Raw genomic sequence first — 26,438 nt, forward strand, 5'->3', positions numbered from 1 at the left:
ACCCATGTACACACTTTACTACTCCGCCGGCGCCGCCAGCCTGGCGCTGCATGCCGCGCTCTTCGAAATCGGCGCACCCTATGAACTGGTGGAAGTTGACCTGAGCAAGAAGCGCGACGCCTCCTACCTCAAGCTCAACCCGCAAGGCGTGGTGCCCACGCTGGTGGTGGACGGCGAAGTGCTGCGCGAATCCGCCGCGCTGATGCTGCTGCTGACGGAGCGCCATCCCGAAGCCGGGCTGGCGCCGCAGCCGGGCTCCCCGCTGCGCGGCCGCTTCCTGCAGGACGTGGTGTGGATGGCGAACACCTTCGGCTCGGCCTACCGCCTGTGGTTCTACCCCGCCGACCTGGATGCTACGGAGGAGAACTGCCAGGGCCGCGACGCCCTGCGCCGCCGCATCGAATCGAGCTTCGCCGAACTGGATGAACGGCTGAGCGCCAACGGCCCCTATCTGCTGGGCGAGCAGTTCTCCGCCGCGGACCTGATGCTGACCATGTACATGCGCTGGTCACGCAAGATGCCGCGTCCCGCGACGGAGTGGCCTGCCCTGAACAAGCTGGCGGACCTGGTATGCGCGCGCCCCAGCTGGAAGCACGTGAACGCCACAGAAGGACTCAGCGGCTGGCGTTAAATGGCTTATGATGGCGGCATGTTCAAGAAATTACTCGCCGTCTTCGGCGGCCGCAAGGCCGCCGCCAACCCCTACCAGCAGGATGAGCTGAACCTCGTCTACAAGCTGCTGTTCTGCGACGATCCTTCCCTCGTCGCGCCCCAGGGGAAGCCCGCCAGCCACCTGTTCGGCGACAGCCCCGATCCCCGCGTGGTGAAAGCCATCGCGGACGACGCCGCCGAAGAGAGCCGCGTGCGCCTGCTGGCCTGGCATTGGCTGCGCAAGTCCGGCGCCCAATCCGATTCCACGGAACTGCTGGGCGTTGTGGTCGAAGTGCCGATGAAGGAAGGCCTGGACGCGCTGGCCGCCTATGCCGATGGCAGCGCGCGCTACATCAACCACACCGGCCGCGTGGCCGTCTTCGAAGGCGCGCCGGAAGATATCGCCCACCAGGCCCGCATGCTGGTGCATGCCGCCATTCCCGCCGCCGCCAAGGCGCCCCTGCGCGAACGGGGCGGCCCGCCCGCCATCGGCAACGTGCGCTTCAGTTTCCTGGGTGCGGACGGCCTGCACGTGCGGGAGGGCGGCTTCGGCGAAATCGACCGCGATTCGCTGGCGGGCCCCGTGCTGAAACAGGCCCAGACCCTGCTGGACCTGATCGTCAGGCAGGCGAGCTGACAGGAGCGGCGCTCGCGCCGCGCACATTGCCCACCCACCAGCAGCAGACCACGATCAGCCCTGCCGCGATCCAGCCATTCAAGCCATAGCCGCCGATGCGGCCCGACGCGTCCGTGGTCAGCCACATGCCGCCCACCAGCGCACCCAGCCCGGTTCCCACCTGCTGCAGCGCGGAGTTCGCGCTAAGGAAGGCGCCCCGCTTCTGCGGCTCGGGAATGGTCGTCATCAGCGCCTGCATCGGCACATTGCGGCCGGACATGGACACCATGAAGAATGGGAAGAAGACGATCAAGGCGGCCAGCGAGAGCTGGGGCAGGTGCGTGATCGCCAGCGTGGGCAGGATGGAGAACATGGCCGCGTAGCGGTAGACCCGGTGCTTGCCCGCCCTGTCCGACCAGGTGCCGATCATGCGCGAGGTGAAGAAGGTCGCGATCCCGCCCGCCATATAGATCCAGGTGATATCACCCGGATGCACGCCCAGGTTCCCCACCAGCACAGGCGAGATGAATGGGATGATCAGCATGCCCGTGAACATGTTCAGCATGGAGAGCGCAAAAGCCTTCAGGTGTGCCGGCACGCGGAACAGCCCAATCAGCCGTGGCAGCGCCTGCGACAGGGGAACCGGCGCGCCGAGATGGTCCTTCATCGGCGGCAGCACGCTTGCGCCCATGAGCCAGATCACCATCGAGAACACCACCAGCAGGTAGAACGGCGACTGCCAGCCGAACTTCGCGGCCATGCTCACGCCGAGCGGCACGCCCAGCACGGCGGCCATGCTGAAGGACGTCATGACGATGCCGGTGGCGTAGCCACGGCGGTTCGGCGCAATGAGGTCGCCGATGATGGCCATGACGATGGCGCCCAGCACGCCCCCCGTCAGCCCTGCGAAAGCGCGCGAGAGCACCAGCACATGGAAGCTTGGGGCCAGCGCGCAGGCCAGGTTGGAGAGGTTAAAAAGCAGGAAGACCGACAGCAGCATGCGCTTGCGGTCGAAGCGGTCGATATAAGTCACGGCGAGCAGGCCGGAAAGCCCGGCGCACCAGGCGTACGCCGACACCGCGCCCGAAACCTGGGCAGCGCTGATGGAAAAGGCCTGCATCAGCTGGGGCGCCAGCGGCATCATCACAATGAAGTCCATGATGACGGTGAACTGGGTAAGCGCGAGCAGCCAAAGGATCAGCCGCTCGCGGCCTGGAGATAAGGGTTGTGCGCTCATAGGGCCTCGATCTCCGCGCTGGCGCGGCGCAGGATGGCGGCGATCTGCTCGTGCCGCGACTGGTCGGCGGAAGCGTCGCGGGCGCGGGAGATCACGACCGCCTTCAGTTCGTGCATGACCGAGCGCAGGTCGTCCGATCCGTGGCGCTGCTCGGGAACGCGCGCCATCAGCGCATCCACCATCTGCCGGTTCTCGTCGAGGAAGGCCTGCCCTTCGGGCGTGATGCTGTGCAGCTTCTTGTTGCCTTCATGGCTGATGGAGACATGGCCCATGTCGTAGAGCATGGCCATGAGCGGATAGATGGCGCCAGGGCTCGGCGCGTAGCCGCTGCCCGCGCGCTGTTCGAGCTCCTTGATGATTTCGTAGCCGTGGCGCGGCTTTTCGGCGATCAGCTGCAGCACCACATAGCGCATGGCGCCGGCGTCGAACATGCGGGGACCGCGGCCACGGCCGCCCCCGCCATGATGGTGATGGTGACTGTGGAATGCGTGCTTGCGCAGGAAATGAAACATGATGATCCTCATTAAGATATATCGCAATAAGATATATCGTAAACGTTTTTGCGCGAAGTGCAAGCTTTTTTTAGGACGAGCGAAGGCCGCCCGCTTGCGCAGGCCGCCCTCAGCCGGGATCTCAGTTGTCGAGGTGGGAGATCAGCAGGCGGCGGCTTTCGTGGGTCTTGCCTGCCTTGTTTTCGAGGACGAGGGACGCGTTCTGCTCGTCGAGCGAGATACCCACGGAGAGAATGTCGATCAGCAGCAGCTGCAGGATGCGCGAGATCATGGAGAGGAAGGTGGTGCTGTCCTCGCTGTGATCGACCGCCAGGCACACGCTCGCGCGCTTGGCCAGCGGCGACTGGCTGCTGGTAATGGCGATAACGTCCGCCCCTGCCGCGCGCGCCGCATCCACGGCTTCGAGCAGCTCCGGCAGCTTGCCGGAATTGGAGATGGCGATGACCACGTCGCCCGGCCCAAGCAGCTCGGCGGCCAGCGTGAACAGGTGCGAATCGCCATACATGGCGGTGGGAATGCGGAAGCGGAAGAACTTGTGCTGGCCGTCCAGCGCCACCACGCGCGAGTTCCCCATGGCGTAGAACTCCACCTTCTTCGCCTTGCTGATCAGGGCGATGGCGCGGTCCAGCGAGCGCACGTCCAGCTGGTCGCGGAACTTGAGGATGGCGGAGACGGTGTTGTCGATCACCTTCGCGCTCAGGTCGTGCGTGCTGTCGCTCACGCGCACCTGGCTGTGGCGCACGGGAATGGCGCCCGTCAGGCTGCTGGCGAACTTCAGCTTGAAGTCCGCCAGGCCGAGGAAGCCCAGCGAGCGGCAGAAGCGGATCACGGTGGGCTGGCTCACTTCGGCGAGGCGCGCGATATCCGCAATCGGCTCGTTCAGCACAAGGCGCGGCTGTTCCAGCACCAGCTGGGCCACGCGCTGCTCGGCGGGCGTGAGCTCGTGCTGCAGATGCTGCACGCGCTCCATCAGCGTATTGGCGCCGCTGCGGCCGCGCAGGTGCTCGGAAAGAATGGTGGCCACGCCGTAGAACGCCGGATTCGGCGTGGTGATCACATAGGTCGGAATCTCGGCCAGATAGGACGAGAAGCGGCCCTTGGCTTCGAAGCGCGTGCGGAATGGCGAAGATTTGAACCACTCGCCCATGCGCGGCACGATGCCGCCGCCGATGAAGATGCCGCCGAAGGAACCCAGCGTCACCGCCAGGTTCGCCGCTGCGCCGCCCAGCATGGCGCAGAAGCACTCCAGCACTTCCACGCACAGCGGTTCCTTGTCCTTCAAGGCGCCCGCGATGATCTGCTGCGAGGTGAGGTCGCGCACATTGCGGCCATTGCGGCGCGCGATGGCGCGGTAGATGATCTCCATGCCGGGGCCGGAAATCAGGCGCTCGTTCGACACGTGCGGCCAGGTCTGCCACGCGTACTGCAGGATGGCGTATTCCCGTTCGTCCGCCGGGGCGAAGTTATTGTGGCCGCCTTCCGAGCCCAGGGTGACAAAACCGTCGATGGTGGGAATCACGCCCGAGCAGCCGAGGCCCGTGCCGGGGCCGAGCACGCCGATCACCGAGTTCGCCGCAGGCGCCCCGCCGCCCACCTGCATCAGGTCATCCGGCTTGAATGTCGGAATGGCCATGGCCAGGGCGGTGAAGTCGTTCACCACCAGCAGGGTATGCAGGCCCAGTTCGCGCCGCACTTCGTCGGTGGAGAACTGCCAGTCGCGGTTGGTCATGCGGATATAGTCGCCATGCACCGGGTTGGCCAGCGCCAGCGCGCCGTGATTCAGGTTGATGCCGGGATGGTCCGCGAGATAGCTGCGCAGCAGCGGCACAATGCCCGTGAAGTCGTCGCACTGGAGCACGCGCACGGCCTGGTACTCGCCGGGCGCCGTCTGCAGGGCAAAGCGTGCGTGCGTGGCGCCGATATCGGCCAGCAGGCGGGGGCCGTCGGCGAAGGCGGCGCGGTTCAGTTTCTGGTCGGCGTCGAGCTGTTTCATTTCGCCCCCCTCAGGCTGCGTAGCCGAACCAGGCGCCGTAACCCGGCAGCTTCACTTCGCCATCCCTCACTTCGCCCGGCAGGCCTGGCTGGTCCAGCTTCTGTGCGCCCTTCGCGGCGGGCAGCGCGAAGCTCGCTGGCTCCTTGCCGAGATTGAAGATGGCGATCACGCTGCGCTCGCCCGGCAGGTCGCGGCGCAGGGCCAGCACCGGTTCGGGCGCGTCGAGGAATTCGATATCGCCGCGCGTGAGCTGCGGCATGGTGCGGCGCCAGGCGATCATGCGGCGCGCGAAGGACAGCGGCGAATCGGGATCGCCCTCCTGCAGGGAGGCCGCAACGGCCTTGTGCTCCGGCGCGACAGGCAACCATGGCTTGCCGCTCGTGAAACCGCCGTTCTCGCCATCGGTCCATGCAATGGGGGTGCGGCAACCGTCGCGGCCCTTGAACTCGGGCCAGAAGGTGATGCCGTAAGGGTCCTGGATCAGCTCATACGGCACTTCCGCTTCCGTGAAGGCCAGCTCGTCGCCCTGGTACAGGCAGGGCGTGCCCTTGAGCGAAAGCTGCATTGCCAGCACCAGCTTGCCGAAAGCGGCGGGATTCTCGCCGCCGCCCCAGCGCGTAGCAACGCGCGGCACATCGTGATTGCCGATGGACCAGGAAGCCCAGCCATCCTTCACGCGCGCCTTGAAGTCCTCCACCTGGGTGCGGATATGCTTCGCCGTGCAGATGTTGTTCAGCAGGTTGAAGCTGTAGGCCATGTGCAGCTTGTCGCCGCCCGCGGTGTATTCGGCCATGACGGCCAGCGCATCGTCCGCGCCCACCTCGCCGATGGCTACCGCGCCGTATTCGTCCAGCAGCTGGCGCAGGCGCTTGAGGAAGGCCACGTTCTCGGGCTGGCTCTTGTCGTGGATATGGGCCTGCATGCCGTAAGGGTTCACGTCCGTCACGGTGGCGGTGTCGCGCACCAGCGCGGGAGGATTGCTGCGCAGCTGGCGGTCGTGGAAGTGGAAATTGCAGGCGTCCATGCGCACGCCGTCCACGCCGCGTTCGAGCCAGAAGCGCAGGCTGTCCAGCAAGGCCTGCTGCACTTCGGGATTGTGGAAGTTCAGGTCCGGCTGGCTGACCAGGAAGTTGTGCATGTAGTACTGCTTGCGGCGCGAATCCCATTGCCAGGACGAGCCGCCGAAGACGGACAGCCAGTTGTTGGGCGGGTTCCCGTCCGGCAGGGGATCGGCCCACACGAACCAGTCGGCCTTCGGGTTATCGCGGCTGCTGCGGCTCTCCTTGAACCAGGGATGCTCCTCGGAGCAGTGGGACATGACCTGGTCGATCATGATCTTCACGCCCAGGCTGTGGGCCTTCGCAATGAGCTTGTCGAAGTCCGCGAGATTGCCGAACAGGGGATCGACGTCGCAGTAGTCCGACACGTCGTAGCCGAAGTCCTTCATGGGGGACTTGAAGAAAGGCGAGATCCACACGATGTCCACGCCCAGTTTCGCAATATAATCCAGCCGGTCCGTAATGCCGGCCAGGTCGCCGACGCCGTCGCCGTTCGTATCGAGATAGCTGCGCGGATAAACCTGGTAGATGATCGCTTCCTGCCACCAGTTCGGATTCGTGTGTTTGCTCATATTGCTGTCCCCGGATTTGCTTTGTAGATAATATACATGAACTATGCCGTTTATTCAACGGCAAGCGACGCCTGTGTAGTTCTATATATTCGTTGAAAATCAATGACTTAATGATTTTCGTAGTATCGATACCGTAGTCAAACTACAGTGCAGCACACTCAGCGGTTGCCAATCCCACCCCGTTCGCATAGCATCGCGTCCATATCAAAAATCCGGGAGACCTCATGTCACAAGCAGAGCCACACGCCGGGAACGGGCCGCTACCGCGCCAAATTCCCTATATCGTCGCCACCGAAGGCTGCGAGCGATTCAGCTTCTACGGGATGCGCAACATCCTCACGCCGTTCCTGATCAGCACCCTGCTTGCCTTCATCCCGCTGATGGAAGACCGCACGAGCGAAGCGAAACACGTCTTCCACACCTTCGTGATCGGCGTGTACTTCTTCCCGCTGCTGGGCGGCTTCCTCGCCGACCGCTTCTACGGCAAATACAACACCATCTTCTGGCTCAGCCTCATTTATGTGATCGGGCATGGCTGCCTTGCCGTCTTCGAGGACAACCTCACAGGCTTCTACTTCGGCCTCTTCCTGATTGCGCTGGGCTCTGGCGGCATCAAGCCGCTGATCTCCGCCTTCGTCGGCGACCAGTTCGACCAGACCAACAAGAACAAGGCCAAGATCGTCTTCGACGCCTTCTACTGGATGATCAACTTCGGCTCCTTCTTCGCGTCGCTGCTGATGCCGGTGTTCCTGAAGAACCTCGGCCCCTCCATCGCCTTCGCCATTCCCGGCCTGCTGATGCTCACCGCCTGGATCGTGCTCTGGTCCGGCCGCAAGAAGTATGTGAACGTGCCGCCAGCCGCGCCGAACGAGAACTCCTTCACGCGCGTGGCGCAAACCGCCCTGCTGGCGAAGAAGCCCGGCGAAGGCCGCCCCGGCCTGGTGGTGGCGCTGATCGGCGCGCTGGGCGCCGTGGCTTCGCTGATCATGTCCTATAAATGGGGCTTCGTGATCGGCGCATGCACCGCGCTCGTGCTGGTGCTGGCCTTCGGCGGCATCGGCACCTCGATGCAGCTGGAGCGCGCACGCGGCAAGCATGGCGACGAAGCGGTTGAAGGCGTGCGCGCGGTGCTGCGCATCCTTATCGTGTTCGCGCTGGTGACGCCGTTCTGGTCCCTCTTCGACCAGAAGGCATCGACCTGGATCGTGCAGGCGAACTCCATGACCAGCCCCATGCTCTCCATCTTCGGCTGGGAATTCCAGCTGCTGCCCGCGCAGATGCAGGCCATGAACCCGCTGATGGTGATGATCCTCATCCCGCTGAATAACATCCTGATCTTCCCCATCCTGCGTGCGCTGGGCATCGAACCGACCGCGCTGCGCCGCATGGGCGCGGGCATTGCGCTTTCGGGCCTGGCCTGGATCATCATCGGCTGGATCCAGATCTCGATGGATGCAGGCACGCCCATGTCCCTGCTGTGGCAGTTGCTGCCCTATATCGTGCTGACGATGGGCGAAGTGCTGGTTTCGGCCACCGGCCTGGAATTCGCATACAGCCAGTCCCCCGCATCGATGAAGGGCTCGATCACCGGCTTCTGGCAGCTGGCCGTCACCGTCGGCAACCTGTGGGTGCTGATCGTGAACTCCAGCGTGAAGAACGACGCGGTGCTTGGCCATATCGCGGGCACCGGCATGTCGACCATCGCCTTCCAGATGTTCTTCTTCGCCGGATTCGCCCTGCTCACGGCGCTGGTCTTCATGCTCTACGCCATGCGCTACAAAATGGTGGACAACTACCGCGTCACCGAACCTGCCGCCACCTGCTACGGCGCCATTCCGGCCAAGGCCTGAGGACGGAAAACCGCACACGGCGCGGCGGAATTTCCGGAATTCCGCCCGCCGCCTCCCTGCCCGCCGCATCTGCGGCGGCGCAGCAAACGAAGCAAATCAAGCACTTAGTCTTCGAGCCGTGCGCTGGCACGGAAGCTGCTCTTAGTCTCCCCAAACTATTCAACCAAGGAGACCAGCATGAGCAAGACCCGCCTGTTAACCCTCGCCCTCGCCGCAGCCTTCGCCACCTCCGCCAATGCGCAGGAAGTGGTCCGCCTCGGCAACCTGAAGTTCGCCCACTATGGCGCCGTTTCGTACATCAAGGAGATTGCGCCCAAGTGCGGCATCAAGGTCGAAGAACACGTCTTCGCCAAAGGCCCGGACGTGATGCAGGCCATCCTCGCCGGTGAACTGGACGTGGGCGCCACCGCATCCGAAGCCGCCATCCAGGGCCGCGCCAACGGCGCACCGATCTTCGTCGTCGCGGGCTTCGCCAAGGGCGGCGCGCGCCTGGTGGCGCGCAGCGACGTGCCGGTGAAATCCATCAAGGACCTGAAAGGCAAGAAGGTCGGCGTCACGCGCGGCGGCATTCACGAAGTGCTGCTGGCTGCGGAACTGCAGCAGGCAGGCCTCACCTTCTCCGACCAGCCGGGCAAGGACGTGCAGCTCGTCTTCCTCGCCTTCGCGGACCTGAACCAGGCGCTGCTCGGCAAGAACCTGGACGCGATCATGCAATCGGAACCGCAGTCCTCGCAGGCCATCAACAAAGGCTTCGGCGTGGAAGTGATGAAGCCTTACGACACGCCGATCGGCGAACCGGTGCGCACCATGGTCATGAGCGAGATGTTCTACAAGGACAAGCGCGCCACGGCCGCCAAATTCATGAAGTGCTTCGTCCAGGCGACCAAGACCTTCATCGACCAGAAGCCGGTGGCCGAAAAATACGTGCGCGAAGTGATCTTCAAGGGCCAGATCACCTCCGACGACTTCCAGGACGCGATCAGCAACTCGCCATACACCTACGACATCACGCCGCAGCACATCCAGATCACGACGGACGTGATGGCCAAGACGGGCGTGGGCAAGATGCGCCGTCCGCCGGTGGCCGCCGAGTGGGTCAGGACCGACCTGCTGGACGAAGCCAAGAAAAGCCTCAATATCAAATAAGCGGAGCACACGATGGCAACTCTGAAATGGCGAGAGATCGCCGTGGGCGCGGTCGTGCCCGTAATCGTCATCGCGCTTTGGCAGGCGAGCGCGATGCAAGGCTGGATCAACCCTCAGGTGCTGCCATCGCCGCTGGCGGTGCTCACCAAGTGGGTTGAATATGCGCTGCCGCTGCAGGCGCACGATCCGGCGACCCAGTCCTGGCTGGAATGGGCGCTTTCCGGCGAACTCTGGGCCGATACGCTGGGCAGCATGTACCGCGTGCTGGTCGGTTTCGCGGTAGGCGCCGGCCTGGCGCTGCCCATCGGCCTCATGATGGGCGCCAGCCAGCGCATGTACGCATGGCTCAACCCCATGATGCAGGTGCTGCGCCCAATTCCGCCGATTGCCTATATCCCGCTGTCGATCCTCTGGTTCGGCCTTGGGAATGCGCCTGCGGTCTTCCTCATCGCGCTGGGCGCATTCTTCCCGGTGCTGATGAACACCATCGCCGGTGTGCGCCATGTGGACGGCATCTACATCCGTGCTGCGCGCAACCTTGGCGTGAGCCAGCGGGCGATGTTCGTGCGCGTGATGCTGCCTGCGGCCGTGCCCTACATCCTGTCCGGCGTGCGTATCGGCATCGGCACCGCCTTCATCGTGGTCATCGTTTCCGAGATGATCGCCGTGAACAACGGGCTGGGCTTCCGCATCCTTGAGGCGCGCGAGTACTTCTGGTCCGACAAGATCATTGCGGGCATGATCAGCATCGGCATTCTGGGCCTGATCATCGACATCGGCATGAACAAACTGAATAACCACCTGCTGCGCTGGCACCGCGGCCTGGAGAACTGACATGAGCGCGACCCACATCAACGTCAAGGGCGTCAACAAGGTCTTCAAGACCGACAGCCGCGAAGTGATCGCGCTGAAGGACATCAACCTCGAAATCCCGCAGGGGCAGTTCGTGTGCCTGCTGGGCCCATCGGGCTGCGGCAAGTCCACGCTGCTGAACGCCATTGCAGGCTTCTCCCTGCCGTCGAGCGGCGAGATCACGGCGGACGGGCAGCTCATTACCGGCCCCGGTCCCGAGCGCGGCATGGTCTTCCAGGAATACGCCCTCTTCCCATGGATGACGGTCGAGAAGAACATCGCCTTCGGCCTGGAAGTGAAAGGCATGCCGAAAGCGCAGATCGAGCAGACGGTCGCGCAGCTGCTGCAGATGCTCTCCCTGAGCGACTTCCGCAACCGCTACCCGAAGGACCTCTCCGGCGGCATGCGCCAGCGCGTGGCGATTGCGCGGGTGCTGGCGCTCGACTCGCCCATCATGCTGATGGACGAACCGTTTGGCGCGCTGGACGCCCTCACCCGGCGCAACCTGCAGGACGAGTTGCTGCGCATCTGGTCGGAGCTGAAGAAGACCATCATCTTCGTCACGCACAGCATCGAGGAAGCCGTCTACCTGGCCGACCGCATTGTGGTGATGACCTACCGTCCCGGCACGGTCAAGCGCGACATGATGGTCGAGCTCCCGCGCCTGCGCGACCCGGCGGCGGCCGAATTCAACGCCCTCAAGCGCGAACTCGGCATGCTCGTAATGGAAGAACAGCAGCGCCACCACAACGACGAACTCCGCCTCGCCGCCGTCGACTAACCACCGCCGAGCCCGTGTCCACTTCTGGTGCCAGGGAAGATTTTTGGACACGAGCTCTGCGCTAGCCCGCTCGCGGCCCAGCTCGTGTCCACTTTTCTTCCCTGGCACCAGAAGTGGACACGGGCTGTGCAGTAGAATCGGTTTATGCGCGTTAGAAAGCTCCTGTTATTGCTGCCGGTTGGGATGGCTGCGGCCTGCATTATTGCGGGCGCCTTTGCGCTGGGTGCGCATCGGGCGCGCGCGGAGCTCTTGGAGCAGGGGCAGCGCCAGCTGCAGTTGATGGCGCCGGACCTGCAATCGGTCCTGGAACGCTTCGAAACCCTGCCTTTCGTCCTCGGCCAGCAGCCGGACCTCACCCACGCCCTCGCCCACCCGAACGATCCCGCCGCCATCGCCCGCCTGAACGCGACCTTGCAGACGATCCAGCAGCAGGCGAAGGTCGGCGCTCTCTATCTGATGGACCATACCGGCCTGACCCTCGGCGCCAGCAATTGGGATCAGCCGCTCGGTTTCGTGGGCAAGAACTTCTCTTACCGTCCCTACTTCAGGGAGGCTATCCAGGGGCGCGCGGGACGTTTCTACGGTATCGGCACCAGCACCAGCGAGGCGGGCTACTTCATCGCGCAGCCGGTGTACCGCAACGGCAGCAAGGGAGGCCCCATCGCCGGCGTCATCGCGGTGAAGATCAGCCTCGCCGACTTTGAACACACCTGGGGCAGCAGCGAAGACCCCATCGTGCTCGCGGACCGCAGCGGCGTGATCTTCCTCAGCAACCGCCCCGCATGGCGCTATCACAGCCTGCATCCGCTCGACCTGGGCACGCGGCAGGAACTCGCGCGCACGCAGCAGTATATGGGCCAGAACATCACGCCTCTCCTTCGCCATCCCGGCGACTTCGTGACGCAGCCGGTCGGGCGCCTCGGCTGGCACCTGATGCTCTTTCCGGGCCAGACGCGCGTTGTCCGCGCGGGTGCGCTGTGGGCCCTCGCCGCTGCGCTGCTGCTGGCCAGCGCTGGCGCGAGCTACTGGGCCATGCACCAGCGCCGCCGCCGCCTGGAGGAGCGCATGGCTTCGCGCGAGGCCTTGCAGCAGGCCGCGCGCGAGCTGGAGGACCGCATCGTCCAGCGCACGCAGGAACTGAGTGATACGAACCGGCATCTGGAGCAGAAGTACGCGAAACTGCAGGAGACCGAGCATCTGCTGCGCAGCACGCAGAATGAGCTGATCCAGGCGGGAAAGCTGACGATGCTCGGGCAGATGGCCGCTGGCGTCACCCATGAACTGAACCAGCCTCTCGCCGCTATCCGCGCCTTTGCGGACAATGCGCGTACCTTCCTTTCACGCGGCCAAAGCGAACAGGCCGAGAAGAATCTCACCCATATCGGGGAGGCCAGCGCGCGCATGGGCGCCATCATCTCCCAGCTGAAGGGCTTTGCGCGGCGGGACGAGACAGTTTCGATTGTGGACCTGGCCCAGTCCGTGCGCGCTTCCGTCTTCCTTCTCGAGAGCGAGTTTCGGCGCCACGACGTAACGCTCCTCTGCGGCACGGGCGAGGAGCCGCTGCTGGTTGCGGGCAATCCCGTGCGCCTCGAGCAGGTGTTGATCAACCTGTTGCGCAATGCTCTCGACGCCGTCGAGGATGCGCCCCGGCGCGAGGTCGGCGTCACCATGGCGAGCGAAGACGGGCAGGCAATCGTCCGCATTGCCGACAGCGGCAGTGGCATCCCCGAGCAGGTTGCCGCCCATCTGTTCGAGCCATTTTTTACGACGAAGCCGTCCGGCAAAGGTCTGGGACTCGGCCTGGCTATTTCCTCGTCCATCGTGCAGGCGATGAACGGACAGCTCTCGGCGCATAATCAGGCCAGCGGCGGAGCGGAATTCGAGTTGCGCCTGCCCCTGGCGAAAGGAGTATCCGATTGAACGCGCAAGCCATCCTGGTTGAAGACGAAGCCTCGCTGCGCCTGGCTACAGCACAAACGCTCGAGCTGGGCGGGTTCAGCGTGCAGGCCTGTTCCAGTGCTGAGGAAGCGCTGGCCCTGCTGCGCGCGGACTTCGGCGGCGTACTGGTTACCGATGTGCGCCTTCCCGGCCGTTCAGGCCTGGAGCTGCTGGCGCAGGCCGTGGCGCTCGATGCGGAACTGCCGGTCATCGTTGTCACCGGTCACGGGGATGTGAGCATGGCCGTGGAGGCGATGCGCAGCGGCGCCTACGATTTCATTGAGAAGCCCTTCGCCTCGGAACGGCTGATGGACGCGGTACGCCGCGCCCAGGAGCGGCGCAATCTCGTGCTGGAGAACCGGCAGCTGCGCACCGCCCGCGCCCTGCATCCGGATACGCCGGACCTCATCGGCCGCTCCCCGGCCATGGAGCAGCTCAAGCTCACTATCCGCAATGTCGGCCCCGCTGGCGTCGATATCCTGATCAACGGTCAGACAGGCACGGGCAAGGAGGTTGTAGCCCGGGTTCTGCACGCGGCCAGCGGCCGCAAGGGCAATTTCGTCGCCATCAACTGCGGCGCGCTCCCGGAATCCGTGTTCGAGAGCGAAATCTTCGGCCATGAACCCGGGGCGTTCACCGGCGCGCAGAAGCGCCGTGTCGGCAAGCTCGAATACGCCAACGGCGGCACGGTGTTCCTGGACGAGATCGAGACCATGCCGATGTCGCTGCAGGTGAAGCTGCTGCGCGTGCTGCAGGAACGCCGCCTTGAGCGCCTTGGGGCCAACGAGGCTGTGCCTCTGGACTGCCGCGTCATCGCGGCCAGCAAGGCGAACCTGCTCCAGCTCAGCGCCGAGGGAAGGTTCCGCGAAGACCTTTACTACCGCATCGGCGTCGTCACCATCGATCTGCCTCGGCTGAACGAAAGACGGGACGATATTCCGCTGCTGCTGGCCCACTTCGTGCAGGAGGCCGCGCTGCGCTACCAGCGTCCCCTGCCCCAGTGGAGCGCTCAGGATATGGCGGCCTGGCAGGCTGCGGACTGGCCGGGCAACGTGCGGGAGCTGCGGAATTTCGCCGAGCGCCTCACGCTGGGCCTCGCGCCGCAGGCCGCTGCCGCGCAAGCAGCCGAATACACTTCGGGTTCGCTGCCGCAGCAGGTGGATGCCTACGAACGTGATCTGATCCTGCGCGCGCTGGCGGAGGCGGATCACAATGTCGGCATCGCAGCGGACCGCCTGATGGTGCCGCGTAAAACGCTGTACGACAAAATGAAGAAATACCAGATCAGCACCGGCCGCAAATAGCCCGCTTTCCGGTAACATACCGGCCAGCGCATTCCTTCTGGAGACTGGCCATCAAACCCCTCGCCCACTTCATCACTATTGCGGCGTTGGCCGCGCCGCTCGACAACGCCTACGCGGCGCCCCAGCTGGCAGTTTGCAATGGCCCCTTCGCCACCGTCCTGCACGCGGCGCCCTCCATGGAGGCGCGCGCTTTGTGGCTGGATGGCCGAACTATCATATGGCCGGGCGCGGGCAAGGAAGGACAGTTCAAGCTCTATCATTCGGCGGAGGCAGCCCTGCAGGCCGGAGTTGGCAAGCAGGTTGAGGGCGCGGACGGAGCATTGTCCCTGCCGATTGCCGAAGGCACAGTGCCGCAGCGCTTCCGTTTTGCTGGAGAGGGCCCCCTTCTCTCCGCTGCCATCGATCCGAAACTGCTCGGCAGCCAGCTCCTTCTCGTACGCGAGGATGCGAACGGAATCGTGCTGGAATCGACCGCCCTTCAGATTGCGGGGGCGCTGGATGACATCTATTCATCAGCGGAGAACGAACGGGCGCTGGGCGTGACGCTGAGCCGGTCCGGCGCGGTATTCAAGCTCTGGGCTCCCACAGCGCGCAACGTGGCCGTCTGCATTTACGATACCGGCACGTCTTCGGCCAGCAGGGTCGCGCCGATGCGCATGGATGCGAAAACCGGCATCTGGTCGGCCAGCATTCCCGCACCCGCGAAGGGCAGGTATTACAAGTATGCGCTGGACGTCTTCACGCCAGCGGCGGGACTGGTCCGCAACCTCGTCACCGATCCCTATTCGATCAGCCTCACAAGCGATTCGAAGCGCAGCTACATCGGCGACCTGAACGACTCCAGCCTCAAGCCCGCAGGCTGGGATGCGTCGCGCGCACCGCTCAACGTAAAGGCTCAGCCGGACATGTCGATCTACGAGCTGCATGTGCGTGACTTCTCGATCAACGACCCGGCGGTCAGCGCCGCGAACCGCGGCAAGTACACGGCGTTCAAGGAAACCTCTTCGGCGGGGATGCGCCACCTCATTGCGCTCGCCAGGGCGGGGATGACCGACGTTCACCTGCTGCCGGTCTATGACATCGGCAGCATTCCGGAGCACGGCTGCGTGTCGCCCGCACCTGCGGGCGCGCCAGACAGCGAGGAGCAGCAGGCGCTCATTGCGCGCTCCATGCTGAAGGACTGCTACAACTGGGGCTACGATCCCTATCACTACAGTGCGCCGGAAGGGAGCTACAGCACGGACGCCGCCGATGGCGCGCGCCGCATCGTGGAGTTCCGCGAGATGGTGATGGCGCTGCACAAGGCGGGGCTGCGCGTCGGCATGGACGTGGTCTATAACCACACCTATCGCGCGGGCCAGGAGGAAGCCTCTGTCCTGGACCGCATCGTTCCGGGCTACTACCACCGCCGTAATGCCCGCGGCGAGATCGAGCAGTCCACCTGCTGCTTCAACACGGCTACCGAAAACCGCATGATGGCCAAGCTCATGATTGATTCCGCCGAGCTGTGGGCCCGGCATTACAAGATCGATTCCTTCCGCTTCGACCTGATGGGCCACCAGCCGCGCGAGGCCATGCTGGCTCTCCAGGAGCGCGTTAACAAGGCGGCTGGGCGCCACGTCAACCTGATTGGCGAGGGCTGGAACTTCGGCGAGGTGGCGAACGGCGCGCGCTTCGCGCAGGCTTCGCAGCTGTCGCTGAATGGCACAGGCATCGGCACCTTCAGCGACCGTGGCAGGGACGCCGTGCGCGGCGGCGGGGCAGGCGATTCAGGCGAGAAGATGTTTTCGCAGCAGGGCTATATCAATGGCCTCTTCTACGACCCCAACGGCCATGGGGCCCACAGTCGCGAGGAACTTCTGAACGCGGCGGACATGGTGAAGGTTGGACTAGCGGGTTCCGTGCGCAGCTACCGCCTTCGCACGCATACGGGAGAGGTGCGGGAGCTGCAAGCCATGGTGTACGGCGGCGGCCAGCCTGCCGGTTACGCAAGCCAGCCCGGCGAAGTCGTGAACTATGTGGAGAATCACGACAACCAGACGCTGTATGACCTCAACGTCCTGCGCCTGCCCCGCGCAACCAGTACGGCGGATCGCGCCCGCGTTCAGGTGCTCGCTGCGGCGATCAACGCCTTTAGCCAGGGCGTGGCCTACTACCACGCTGGCTTCGACATCCTGCGCTCCAAATCGCTCGACCGCAACAGCTTCGAGTCCGGCGACTGGTTCAACCGCCTGGACTGGAGCTACCAGCACAATTACTTCGGGACCGGCCTCCCGCCAGCAGCGGACAACGGCAAGGACTACGCGCTCCTCAAGCCACTGCTGGCGGACGCGCAACTGAAACCCTCGCCTGTGGATATCGCCTTCACCCGCGACGCCTTCCGCGATCTTCTCCGGATCCGCGACAGCAGCACCTTGTTCCGCCTGCGCACGGCGGACGATATCGGCCAGCGCCTGCATTTCCTCAATACGGGACCGGAGCAGGTGCCAACCGTTGTCGCAGCGCGCATCGACGGCACGGGAGACGCCGGCGCCAGGTTCAAATCGCTGGTTTACCTGATCAACGTGGGCAAGGAGGAGGCGATCATTCCGGCCGATACCGGCATGGCGTACCGACTGCACCCTGTCCACTCAAGCAAGGAAGCAGCGGACAAGCGCGCAGCCAGCGCGCGCTACGACAGCGCCACGGGGCGTTTCACCGTCCCGCCCCGTACTGCCGTCGTCTTCGTGGAGTAAGGATTATTTCGCGAGAAGGACGGTGTTGAACTTGCCGCTGGTGCGCACAACTCCTTTGCGCACCGTGTAGCTGGCGCCGGAATATCCGTCCTTCACGCGCGTGCCGTCCGCGAACACGCCGCCGACCGTAATGTCCACCGGCTGGCCGGTCGGCACATCGAGCGCCACCACCACCTTGTCCTCGCCCAGCGTGCGCTTGAAGGTGTAGGGCTTGTCAGCCAGCTTCTCGTGGACGCCCGCGCCGATGGCGAGGTGCTGCTGGCGGAAGAGACCCAGCTTGCTCCAGTGCTGGCGAACCGCGGCTGTCTTGTAGCCTTCCCGCTGCGCGTTGCGTTTCAGGTCGTCCCAGTTCATGAAGGAGCGCAGCTTCGCGTCGCCCACAGCCTCGGCCACGTCAAGCCGGCGCGCAGTCTCGTCGCCGTAGTAGATCTGGGCGGCGCCCGGGGCGAGCAGCAGCTTGTTGGCGCTCTCAAAAGGTTTGTGGCGCGCACCGTCGAAGGGGTTGCCGTCGTCGTGCGAGTCCAGATAGTTCAGCACCGAGTAGCCTTTCAAAGGTCCATTCAGCAGCGCCGAGTATTTGCTGAACAGGCTCTCGTAATCGCCCTTGGCGTCATGGATCAGGCCAAAGTTGATCAGGCTGTCGAAACCGTTCTGGTAGAAGTTGGCCTTCTCGCCGCCGCCCATGTCGAATTCCTGGCCATGCGCGATGGCGTAGTTGTAGACCTCCGCCGTCATGTAGAACTTGCCGTCGCCGAGCACCTTCTTCGGGTTGGCCTTCTTCCAGTCCTCGTAGGCCGCTTCGGCTACAGTACGCAGCTCCTTCCATACGCCGGGCTCCGTATGCTTGACGGTGTCCCCGCGGAAGCCGTCGATGCCGTACTTGCGCACCCAGTCGGCATGCCACTTCATCAGGTAGTAGCGCGGTGCACGCGGATAGCCGGTGCGGGCGAAGAAGTCGTCCAGCTCCTTCACCTCGCGCTCGTAGCGCCCTTCCGCTTTCCATTTCGCCGCCAGAGCCTCCGGCAGCGCAACAGGCTTTTCGCTGTCGGTCAGCACGTCCGGCAGGTTCTTCACCAGCGTGCAGCTGACGGTGGTGGGAACGTCCTTGTACTGGCATTGAGGGCTGGTGCGTACCCAGTCGGATGGCCAGACCGGATCTTCCTCCGTCACCGGGCCGGTATGGTTCATCACCACGTCCAGCAGCACGCGGATGCCGCGCGCGTGCGCAGCTTCCACGAAGTCGCGGAAGTCCTTTTCGGTGCCCAGGTTGGCGTCGATGGCGGTCCAGTCGCGGGCCCAGTAGCCGTGGAAGCCGTAGGACTTGCCCGTGCCTTCGTCAGTGCCAGCGTGAATCTGCTCGACGGGCGGCGTGGTCCAGATGGCGTTCACGCCCAGGCTGTCGAAGTAGCCTTCCTTGATTTTTGCCGTCAGGCCTTTGAAATCCCCGCCCATGTAGCCGCGCAGCGGCGCGGCATCCGCCTTGCGGTGGTAGGCCAGGTCGTTGCCGCGATCGCCGTTGCTGAAACGGTCGGTGAGCAGGAAGTAGATGGTCGCATTCTCCCATGCGAAGGGCTTTGGTTTTGCTGCCAGTGCGGCGCCGCAAGTGGCAGCCAGCAAAACGGACAGTGCGATGGGAGTCAACTTCATGCGGCCTTTCCTTTCAGGTGATAACGGACGGATTGCTCCGCCCCGTGTTGGCAGCAATGTTGGCAACGCTGTCCGCAATGGCGATCAGCGCGGCCAGGGCCTGCTGCGTTGGGATGTTGTGCATGGACGGATCGGCCTCGTAGCGTTCGAGGTAAACGCGCAGCGTGGCGCCTTCCGTACCGGTGCCGGAGAGCCGGTACACGATACGCGATCCATCCGTCATGACGATACGGACGCCCTGCTTGTGCGCCTGCGATCCGTCCACGGGATCGGTGTAGGAAAAATCGTCCGCGAACGCCACCGTGTAGTGGTTCATGTCCTGGCCCGCCAGGTTGGCGAGCTTCACGCGCAAATCGTCCATCAGGATATTCGCCGCGCCAGCGTCGATGCCTTCGTAGTCGTGCCGCGAATAGTAGTTGCGCCCGAAGCGCGCCCAATGCGAAGCGACGATCTGCTGCACGGACTTGCCCGTTACGGCAATGAGGTTGAGCCAGAACAGCACGGCCCACAGGCCGTCCTTCTCGCGCACGTGGTTCGAGCCGGTGCCGTAGCTTTCCTCGCCGCACAGCGTGGCCTTGCCTGCGTCGAGCAGGGTTCCGAAGTATTTCCAGCCGGTCGGCGTTTCGTAGCAGGGCACACCCAGCGCCTCGGCTACCCGGTCGGCAGCGCGGGAAGTCGGCATCGAACGCGCTATGCCCTTGATGCCGTCGCGGTAGCCCGGCGCCACAGTGGCGTTGGCCGCCAGCACTGCCAGGCTGTCCGAGGGTGTGACGTCGAACTTGCGGCCGACGATCATGTTGCGGTCCGCATCGCCATCCGATGCGGCGCCGAAGTCGGGTGCGTCCACCCCGGCCATCAGTTCGATCAGCTGGGCAGCGTTCACGGGGTTGGGATCGGGATGCAGGCCGCCGAAATCCTCGAGCGGCACGGCGTTGATGACGGTGCCCTGCGGCGCGCCCAGCATGCCCTCGATGATCGCCTTGGCGTAAGGCCCGGATACCGCGTGCATGGCGTCGAAGCACATGGTGAAGCCGCCCGCAAACAGCTTGCGGATGGCGTCGAAATCGAAGAGGCGCTGCATCAGTTCCGCATAGTCGGCCACCGGGTCGATCACTTCCACCTGCATCTGCTCCAGCAGGAGTGTGCCAACGGTATCGATGTCGATATCCGGCGCGTCGCTGATGCGGTAGGAGTTGATCGTCTCGCTGCGGGCGTACACGGCTTCCGTCACGGATTCCGGTGCGGGGCCGCCGTTGGAGATGTTGTACTTGATGCCGAAGTCGCCGTCCGGTCCGCCGGGATTGTGGCTGGCCGAGAGCACAATGCCGCCCAGCGCCTCGCGCTTGCGGATCACGCAGCTGGCGGCGGGCGTGGAGAGAATGCCGCCCTGTCCCACCAGCACGCGCCCCACTCCGTTGGCTGCGGCCATCTTCAGTATGGTCTGGATAGCGCTGCGGTTGTGGAAGCGGCCATCGCCGCCGAGAACGAGGGTTTTGCCCGCGAGGCCGCCCAGCGTATCGAACAGGCTCTGGACGAAGTTTTCGAGGTAGTGGGGCTGTCGGAAGACGCTCACCTTCTTCCGCAGGCCGGAGGTTCCGGGCCGCTGGCCTGGAATGGGTGTGCTGGATACCGTTTGGATTGCCATGTTCGCTCCGAGTGGGTGGTCTTGCCGGCCGCCCGATGAGCGCCGGCGCAACCGCCTTTTTACCCCGAACAATCGTGCGGCGGCGCGCGCTTAACCCGCCGGTTTGGCCGAATCTTTCACGAACACGGTCAGCACTCCGGCCAGCGCCATCGAGATACCGCCCAGCACCAGCGTGCTGGCCGCGTGGCCGTTGAACACGTGCTTGATGAAGAAGCCCAGCACGATGCCGCTGACGATCTGCGGGATCACGACGAAGAAGTTGAACACGCCCATGTAGTAGCCCATGCGGTGGGCGGGCAGCGCGCCGGCCAGAATCGCGTAGGGCATGGTCAGGATGCTGGCCCAGGCCACGCCCACGCCCGCCATCGGCAGCAGCAGCATATGCTTGTCCGTGATGAGGAAGATGCTGATGAGACTCAGGCCGCCGATGAGGAGGCAGACGGTGTGCACCAGCTTGCGGCTGAAGGCGCGCGCGAACACCGGCAGCACGAAGGCCGCGAGCGCGGATACGCCGCTATACACCGCGAACATGGTCCCTACCCAGTTGCCCGCCTCCTGGTACAGCGAGGACTGGGCGTCGGTAGTGCCGAATACATTGTCCGCCACAGCGCTGGTGGTGTAGATCCACATGGCGAACAGGGCGATCCAGGTGAAGAACTGCACGAACGCCAGCTGCACCATGGTCTTGGGCATGCGGCGGAAGCCGCTGAAGATATCCTTCAGCGCATGGCCAAGGCCGCGCGATGCCGCGCGCTCTGCGCGGAACTGCTCCAGATTCTCGGGCGGGTTCTCGGAGCTCGTAAGCACCGTCCACAGCACGGAGAAGAAGAACACGGCGCCGCCCGCATAGAAGGAGTAGCGCACCGTGTCGGGAATGCTGCCGTTCACCGCCTCGTTACTGACGTGGAAAACCCAGGCGAAGAGGGTTGGCAGCAGCGAGGCAATCACGGCGCCGCAGCCGATGAAGAAGGTCTGCATCGCGAAGCCGGCCGTCTGCTGCGAGGCATCGAGCTTGTCGCCGACGAAGGCGCGGAAAGGCTCCATCGAGATATTGATCGCGGCGTCCATCATCCACAGCACGGCAGCGGCCATCCACAAGGCCGTTGAATTCGGCATCAGGAACAGGGCAATGGAAGCGAGAAGTGCCCCAAGGAAGAAGAAGGGACGGCGGCGGCCCCATTTCGCGTGCCAGGTGTTGTCGCTCAGGTAGCCGATGATGGGCTGCACCAGCAGGCCGGTGACCGGCGCCGCAAGCCACAGCAGCGGAAGCTCGTCCTGGTTCGCGCCCAGCGTGGAGAAGATCCGGCTGGTGTTCGCGTTCTGCAGCGCGAAGCCGAACTGGATGCCGAAGAAACCAAAGCTCATGTTCCAGAGCTGCCAGAACGACAGCCTGGGCTTGATGGAAGAAGATTGCATCTACCGTGTCCCCGTTATCTGCGGCTGAGTGCGCAGGTCAATTTGTAGCAAAATAACATGCGCCATTTCGCATGTCAATCGAGCAAACCGCTCTTTTCCGGGGCACAGCGTGAAAGTCTGTAGTCAAACAACAGACTTTCGCCTTGCCAACTACAGAATCTACAGCGCTACCGAGATGCGGGTCTCCGCGGCGGCGGCAGCTGGGACCTGCACTGTGAGCAGTTTGCGTTTCGCATCCCACTGGAAGTCCGCACCTCGCTGGCCGATCGCCACGCGCTTCGGGCGGGACGCCACGTTATGCACCTGCACCGTATAGCCGCGCGAGACCGGCTTCCATGCCTTGCCGGCTTCAGTCCTCAGCGTCAGCGTGAGTTCGCCGGGCGCCGCCGCGCTGTTGAAGCGGACGATCTCGTACTGGCCCTGCTCGTAGGCCTGCGCGGTTTCGCCGTCGTCGTCATACAGCTTGCCGGTGGAGGAGCTGACGCTGGCGTCATGGTAGTAGTGCAGGTCGATATGGCGGGTGGAGTAGTCGCGCGTGGACTGCACAGGCTTCGCCAGTGGGATGAAGGCGCCCGCGCGCACGAACACCGGGATATGCTCGGCCACCGCGGGCACCACCTCGGTAATGCCGCCGCGGTGGGGCTTGTCCGTATAGAAGTCGAACCACATCGAACCCTTGTTGGGGAAATAGACTTCCTTGCGCAGCGCGCCCGGCTCCACGATGGGCGACACGAGGAAATCGCTGCCCCACAGGTAGGTGGAGGACATGGCCGCTGCGTCGCCGCTGTCAGGCTCCTCGAACAGAATGGGACGCATCAGCGGCATGCCGGTGCGGCTGTTCTCGAACGCCGCCGTGTAGTTATAGGGCAGCATGGCATAGCGCAGGCGTACCGCCTCCGCAGCCAGCTTCTTGGCCGCGCCTTCGCGGAACACCGGTTCCGCAGGAACTTCCTCCTGCGCGTGAGGACGGAACACGGGCTGGAACACGCCGTACTGCAGCCAGCGCACATAGAGCTCGTCGTCCAGCACCGGCGATGCGAACCCGCCCAGGTCCGAATGCATATAGGCCATGCCCTGCATGCCCATCTGCAGCGCGATCTCCATCTGCGACTGCAAACCGCCCCAGCTGCGGCTTACGTCGCCGGACCAGGGAATCATGCCGAAACGCTGCGAGCCGGAATATCCCGCCCGCATCAGGATGAACGGTCGCTCCTTCGGGAACTCCTTCGCGTAGCCCTCGGCGATGAGGCGCGCCCAGTCGTGGCCGTAGATATTGTGCACCTGGTCGGCGCTGCCCACCGCATGCTGAAGAGCGGAAGGATGCACTTCCGGCTCGCCCAGGTCGCCCCACCAGCCGGTAACGCCGCCCTTCTTCAGGTCCTTGTAGATATCCCAGAACCAGTCCTTGCCCTGCTGGCTGTAGATGTCGATCAAGCCGGTGTTCCCGAAGAAGAAATCGTAGGTGTAGGGCTTGCCGTCTTTCGTGGTGGCCAGCGCCTTGCGGTCCACGGCTTCCTGCCAGCGCTTCGACGTGGTGAGCACGAAGGGCTCGGTGATGACCACCGTCTTCACGCCCTTCTTCGCCAGGTCCGCCATCATGCCTTCCGGGTTGGGGAAGCTGTCGCGGTCCCAGGCCAGGTTGCCCATGGTGCCCTTCACTTCCTTGCCGAACCAGTAGAGATCGAGCACCACAGCATCCAGCGGGATCTTCTCGGCGACGAACTTGTCCACCACGGCGCGCGTTTCCGCCTCCGTGTGGTAGCCGAAGCGGCTCGCGAAATTGCCGAAGGTCCAGCGCGGCGGGAGCGGCTGGCGGCCCGTGAGGCTGGTGTAGGCAGCCATGACATCGGCCCATTGCTCGCCCGCGATCACCTGGTAGGTCTTGCGGCCGCCAATGGTCTCGTAGCGCAGCGTGCCGTTCCTGCGGCTGTCGAAATCGAGATAGCCGATCTGCGGATTGTCGAAATGGATGGCGTACTTCTTCGAGGAGAGCGCCATCGGGATCGTGAAGTTCAGCAGCTCCGAACGGCTGCCGTAGCCGTAGTGCGCCTTGTTATACAGCTGGAAGCGGTTGCCCCGGCGGTTCATGCCCACCGCGCGGGCCCCGGCTCCATACAGGGCCTCGCCATCGTCCAGCGCGAACTCGATGGTTTCCATCCCGTCCGCCTTTGCATAGCCCGACTTCTCCGCCACCAGCGGCCGGCCCTTGTAGGCGTAGCTGATGCGGAAAGGACTCTTCTCCACCGTGACCACGATGCCGGATGTGGCGAACTCAATCCGGCCGGGCGATTCGCGCAGGGCTGCGGTGGCCGAAGGCGCGAGGATCACCGCATGCGATGCATCGATCGCGCTCTCGCCTTTCGGCACGAAGGTCGTTTCGACGACGGTGGCGGAATACGGCTTGATCAGGTATCGGCCGTCGCTGGTGACGATTTCCAGCACATTGCTGCTGGCACGGAACCCCTCGAAGTGGCGGTTGGCGCTCTGGGAAAAGGCGGGGAAGGCGGCCAGCAATGCGGCCAGTGGAGCAAGCTGTTTGAATTCCATCGGTCTCGAAAGGCGTTATTGGTATCGATGCCAGGAGCATGACAGATTCCGGCTGAGGAAAACAGTCCGGATTCAGTTATATTAGCGCCCAGCTTCATACCTGAGGAGACCATAACGATGAAACAAACCATCGCAGTAGCGGTGTCGCTCGCACTGAGCGCCGCCTATGCCAATGCAGCACCTGCCACGGCAAAACCCAATGCTGCGGAAGCGCAGCGCTTCCTGGCAAGCACGGAAGCAAAGTTCGACAAGCTGAATCTGGACCAGGCTCGCGCCGAGTGGGTTGGCTCGAACTTCATTACGGACGATACGGAAGCCATCGCCGCCTACTTTGGCGAACTGGCGCTCACGGCCAGTGGCGAAGCCGCCCTCCAGGCGCGCCGCTACAACGGCCTGAAACTGAAACCCGACGAGCAGCGCAAGCTCAAGCTGCTGCAGCTGAGCCTCATGCTGTCCGACCCCAAGGACCGAGCCGCCTATGCCAGCGCGCGCGCCGCCCTGACGGGCGCCTACGGCAAGGCCAAGTACTGCCCGAAGAATGCGGACGGCAGCGAAGCGGCATGCATGCCGCTGGGCGAGCTGGAAAAGATCCTGGCCACGAGCCGCGATCCGGCCAAGCTGCTGGACGCCTGGTCGGGCTGGCATATGCAGGCTGCTTCGTACAAGCAGCGCTACGCCGATTTCGTCCAGCTCTCGAACAAGGGCGCGCGCGAGATGGGCTTTGCGGACACCGGTTCCCTGTGGCGCTCCCAGTACGACATGCCTCCGGAAGCTTTCGCCGCGGAGATGGAGCGCCTGTGGCAGCAGGTGAAGCCCCTGTACGACTCGCTGCACACCTACGCCCGCCACAAGCTGCGCGCCGCCTACGGGCCGGACGTGGTGCCGCCTACGGGCCCCGTTCCCGCCCACCTGTTCGGCAATATGTGGAGCCAGACCTGGGACAATATCTATCCCCTGCTGAAGCCCGAGCAAGGCGCGAGCAGCTTTGACCTGAGCAAGGTGCTGGAGGAGCGCAAGACCACGGCGAAGGAGATGACCCAGTATGCGGAGCGCTTCTACACCTCGCTCGGCATGCAGAAACTCCCCGCCTCCTTCTGGGAACGTTCGCTGCTGACCAAGCCGCGCGACCGCGACGTGGTCTGCCACGCTTCCGCATGGCCTATCGACGGCAAGGATGACGTGCGCATCAAGATGTGCATCAACCCTACCGCCGAAGACTTCACGGTGATTCATCACGAGCTGGGCCACGTCTACTACTTCCTGGGTTACCAGAACCAGCCCGTCCTGTTCCGCAACGGCGCGAACGACGGCTTCCATGAAGCGATCGGCGACACGGTGGCGCTGTCCATCACGCCGAGCTATCTGAAGCAGGTCGGCCTGATGAACGAGGCGCCCGACCCGAAGGCCGATATCGGCGAGCTGCTGCGCCGCGCCTTGTCGAAAGTGGCGATCCTGCCCTTTGCCTATTCCGTGGACAAGTGGCGCTGGGACGTCTACAGCGGCAAGACCCAGCCTGCCGACTACGACAAGACCTGGTGGCAGCTGCGCGAGCAGTACATGGGCGTGAAGCGTCCCGCGCCTGCGCTGCCCAACGGCTTCGACGCGGGCGCCAAGTACCACGTGCCTGCGGACGTGCCCTATGCCCGCTACTTCCTCGCCGACCTGCTGCAGTTCCAGTTCCACCGCGCGCTGTGCCGCGAGGCTGGCTATACCGGCCCGCTGCACCAGTGCTCGATCTACGGCAACGAGAAGGCAGGCAAGAAGCTGCAGGCGATGCTGGAAATGGGCGTCAGCAAGCCATGGCCGGAAGCGCTGAAAGCCATCAGCGGCGAAGACCGCATCGACGGCCAGGCCCTGCTCGACTACTTCGCGCCGCTGAAGGCGTGGCTCGATGAGCAGAACAGGCAGCTCGCTGCGCAGGCAAAGTAAACGCAGCAT

Annotated in this window: 18 protein-coding genes; 10 read left to right on the forward strand and 8 right to left on the reverse strand. The window is 64.1% G+C overall.

What is annotated here, in order from left to right:
- The first annotated feature begins 4 nt into the window (after positions 1-4).
- On the forward strand, positions 5-631 hold the full coding sequence (locus tag LSQ66_RS16410) for a glutathione S-transferase family protein (RefSeq protein ID WP_231766262.1): 627 nt from the start codon (positions 5-7) through the stop codon (positions 629-631).
- 18 nt (positions 632-649) lie between these two features.
- Positions 650-1,288 carry a hypothetical protein gene (locus LSQ66_RS16415; RefSeq protein ID WP_231766263.1) on the forward strand — a complete coding sequence of 213 codons (639 nt, stop codon included), beginning with the start codon at positions 650-652 and terminating at the stop codon, positions 1,286-1,288.
- Here the strand turns inward: LSQ66_RS16415 and LSQ66_RS16420 are convergent.
- The 4 genes from LSQ66_RS16420 to LSQ66_RS16435 form a co-directional block, all read right to left on the reverse strand.
- Positions 1,272-2,504: an MFS transporter gene (locus LSQ66_RS16420; protein WP_231766264.1), complete on the reverse strand. Its 1,233-nt coding sequence runs from the start codon at positions 2,502-2,504 to the stop codon at positions 1,272-1,274. The two genes, LSQ66_RS16415 and LSQ66_RS16420, sit on opposite strands and share 17 nt — an antisense overlap.
- Positions 2,501-3,016, reverse strand: coding sequence for a PadR family transcriptional regulator (locus tag LSQ66_RS16425; protein ID WP_231766265.1), 516 nt, complete (start codon positions 3,014-3,016; stop codon positions 2,501-2,503). Before LSQ66_RS16425 ends, LSQ66_RS16420 begins: the two co-directional genes overlap by 4 nt.
- A gap of 121 nt (positions 3,017-3,137) precedes the next feature.
- Positions 3,138-5,009 (reverse strand): glucokinase, encoded by a 1,872-nt coding sequence (locus tag LSQ66_RS16430; RefSeq protein WP_231766266.1) that lies wholly within the window; start codon positions 5,007-5,009, stop codon positions 3,138-3,140.
- 10 nt (positions 5,010-5,019) lie between these two features.
- Entirely contained in the window at positions 5,020-6,639 is a 1,620-nt protein-coding gene (locus LSQ66_RS16435) for an alpha-glucosidase (protein WP_231766267.1), read from the reverse strand.
- Between the two features lie 224 nt (positions 6,640-6,863).
- On the opposite strand from LSQ66_RS16435, the gene LSQ66_RS16440 reads away from it, so the two are divergent.
- The 7 genes from LSQ66_RS16440 (at position 6,864) to LSQ66_RS16470 (ending at position 17,245) form a co-directional block, all read left to right on the forward strand.
- The gene (locus LSQ66_RS16440; protein WP_231766268.1) at positions 6,864-8,489 is read left to right on the forward strand and encodes a POT-type proton-dependent oligopeptide transporter; all 1,626 of its coding nucleotides are present in this window, start codon (positions 6,864-6,866) and stop codon (positions 8,487-8,489) included.
- Positions 8,490-8,666: 177 nt separating this feature from the next.
- Entirely contained in the window at positions 8,667-9,635 is a 969-nt protein-coding gene (locus LSQ66_RS16445; RefSeq protein ID WP_231766269.1) for an ABC transporter substrate-binding protein, read from the forward strand.
- Between the two features lie 12 nt (positions 9,636-9,647).
- Positions 9,648-10,469, forward strand: a complete 822-nt coding sequence (locus LSQ66_RS16450) for an ABC transporter permease (RefSeq protein WP_231766270.1) — start codon at positions 9,648-9,650, stop codon at positions 10,467-10,469.
- A 1-nt stretch (position 10,470) separates the two neighbouring features.
- Positions 10,471-11,268 (forward strand): ABC transporter ATP-binding protein, encoded by a 798-nt coding sequence (locus LSQ66_RS16455; RefSeq protein WP_231766271.1) that lies wholly within the window; start codon positions 10,471-10,473, stop codon positions 11,266-11,268.
- 144 nt (positions 11,269-11,412) lie between these two features.
- Positions 11,413-13,188, forward strand: a complete 1,776-nt coding sequence (locus tag LSQ66_RS16460) for a sensor histidine kinase (RefSeq protein WP_231766272.1) — start codon at positions 11,413-11,415, stop codon at positions 13,186-13,188.
- A complete protein-coding gene (locus LSQ66_RS16465) occupies positions 13,185-14,510 on the forward strand; it encodes a sigma-54-dependent transcriptional regulator (RefSeq protein ID WP_231766273.1) in 1,326 nt (441 codons plus the stop codon). The genes LSQ66_RS16460 and LSQ66_RS16465 overlap by 4 nt, the downstream gene beginning before the upstream one ends.
- A gap of 86 nt (positions 14,511-14,596) precedes the next feature.
- Positions 14,597-17,245, forward strand: a complete 2,649-nt coding sequence (locus tag LSQ66_RS16470) for an alpha-1,6-glucosidase domain-containing protein (protein ID WP_231766274.1) — start codon at positions 14,597-14,599, stop codon at positions 17,243-17,245.
- A 3-nt stretch (positions 17,246-17,248) separates the two neighbouring features.
- On the opposite strand, the gene LSQ66_RS16475 is transcribed toward LSQ66_RS16470, so the two are convergent.
- The 4 genes from LSQ66_RS16475 to LSQ66_RS16490 all read right to left on the reverse strand — a co-directional run bounded on the left by LSQ66_RS16475 (position 17,249) and on the right by LSQ66_RS16490 (position 24,500).
- Entirely contained in the window at positions 17,249-18,892 is a 1,644-nt protein-coding gene (locus LSQ66_RS16475; RefSeq protein WP_231766275.1) for an alpha-amylase family glycosyl hydrolase, read from the reverse strand.
- 13 nt (positions 18,893-18,905) lie between these two features.
- A complete protein-coding gene (locus tag LSQ66_RS16480; protein ID WP_231766276.1) occupies positions 18,906-20,537 on the reverse strand; it encodes an alpha-D-glucose phosphate-specific phosphoglucomutase in 1,632 nt (543 codons plus the stop codon).
- Between the two features lie 90 nt (positions 20,538-20,627).
- On the reverse strand, positions 20,628-21,953 hold the full coding sequence (locus LSQ66_RS16485; protein WP_231766277.1) for an MFS transporter: 1,326 nt from the start codon (positions 21,951-21,953) through the stop codon (positions 20,628-20,630).
- A 159-nt stretch (positions 21,954-22,112) separates the two neighbouring features.
- Entirely contained in the window at positions 22,113-24,500 is a 2,388-nt protein-coding gene (locus tag LSQ66_RS16490) for a glycoside hydrolase family 31 protein (RefSeq protein WP_231766278.1), read from the reverse strand.
- A 117-nt stretch (positions 24,501-24,617) separates the two neighbouring features.
- Between LSQ66_RS16490 and LSQ66_RS16495 the strand changes: the two genes are divergently transcribed.
- Positions 24,618-26,429, forward strand: a complete 1,812-nt coding sequence (locus LSQ66_RS16495; RefSeq protein ID WP_231766279.1) for a M2 family metallopeptidase — start codon at positions 24,618-24,620, stop codon at positions 26,427-26,429.
- Positions 26,430-26,438 lie beyond the last annotated feature (9 nt).

This window comes from Massilia endophytica, from assembly GCF_021165955.1.
In the GTDB taxonomy this organism is placed as follows: Bacteria; Pseudomonadota; Gammaproteobacteria; order Burkholderiales; family Burkholderiaceae_D; genus Rugamonas; species Rugamonas endophytica.

What these genes read in the sequence shown, in the direction of transcription:
- LSQ66_RS16480 (WP_231766276.1), bottom strand. Translation starts at nt 20,537, where the DNA reads ATGGCAATCCAAACGGTATCCAGCACACCCATTCCAGGCCAGCGGCCC.
- LSQ66_RS16445 (WP_231766269.1), top strand. Translation starts at nt 8,667, where the DNA reads ATGAGCAAGACCCGCCTGTTAACCCTCGCCCTCGCCGCAGCCTTCGCC.
- LSQ66_RS16475 (WP_231766275.1), bottom strand. Translation starts at nt 18,892, where the DNA reads ATGAAGTTGACTCCCATCGCACTGTCCGTTTTGCTGGCTGCCACTTGC.
- LSQ66_RS16450 (WP_231766270.1), top strand. Translation starts at nt 9,648, where the DNA reads ATGGCAACTCTGAAATGGCGAGAGATCGCCGTGGGCGCGGTCGTGCCC.
- LSQ66_RS16425 (WP_231766265.1), bottom strand. Translation starts at nt 3,016, where the DNA reads ATGTTTCATTTCCTGCGCAAGCACGCATTCCACAGTCACCATCACCAT.
- LSQ66_RS16415 (WP_231766263.1), top strand. Translation starts at nt 650, where the DNA reads ATGTTCAAGAAATTACTCGCCGTCTTCGGCGGCCGCAAGGCCGCCGCC.
- LSQ66_RS16495 (WP_231766279.1), top strand. Translation starts at nt 24,618, where the DNA reads ATGAAACAAACCATCGCAGTAGCGGTGTCGCTCGCACTGAGCGCCGCC.
- LSQ66_RS16485 (WP_231766277.1), bottom strand. Translation starts at nt 21,953, where the DNA reads ATGCAATCTTCTTCCATCAAGCCCAGGCTGTCGTTCTGGCAGCTCTGG.
- LSQ66_RS16430 (WP_231766266.1), bottom strand. Translation starts at nt 5,009, where the DNA reads ATGAAACAGCTCGACGCCGACCAGAAACTGAACCGCGCCGCCTTCGCC.
- LSQ66_RS16435 (WP_231766267.1), bottom strand. Translation starts at nt 6,639, where the DNA reads ATGAGCAAACACACGAATCCGAACTGGTGGCAGGAAGCGATCATCTAC.
- LSQ66_RS16410 (WP_231766262.1), top strand. Translation starts at nt 5, where the DNA reads ATGTACACACTTTACTACTCCGCCGGCGCCGCCAGCCTGGCGCTGCAT.
- LSQ66_RS16455 (WP_231766271.1), top strand. Translation starts at nt 10,471, where the DNA reads ATGAGCGCGACCCACATCAACGTCAAGGGCGTCAACAAGGTCTTCAAG.
- LSQ66_RS16490 (WP_231766278.1), bottom strand. Translation starts at nt 24,500, where the DNA reads ATGGAATTCAAACAGCTTGCTCCACTGGCCGCATTGCTGGCCGCCTTC.
- LSQ66_RS16440 (WP_231766268.1), top strand. Translation starts at nt 6,864, where the DNA reads ATGTCACAAGCAGAGCCACACGCCGGGAACGGGCCGCTACCGCGCCAA.
- LSQ66_RS16420 (WP_231766264.1), bottom strand. Translation starts at nt 2,504, where the DNA reads ATGAGCGCACAACCCTTATCTCCAGGCCGCGAGCGGCTGATCCTTTGG.
- LSQ66_RS16460 (WP_231766272.1), top strand. Translation starts at nt 11,413, where the DNA reads ATGCGCGTTAGAAAGCTCCTGTTATTGCTGCCGGTTGGGATGGCTGCG.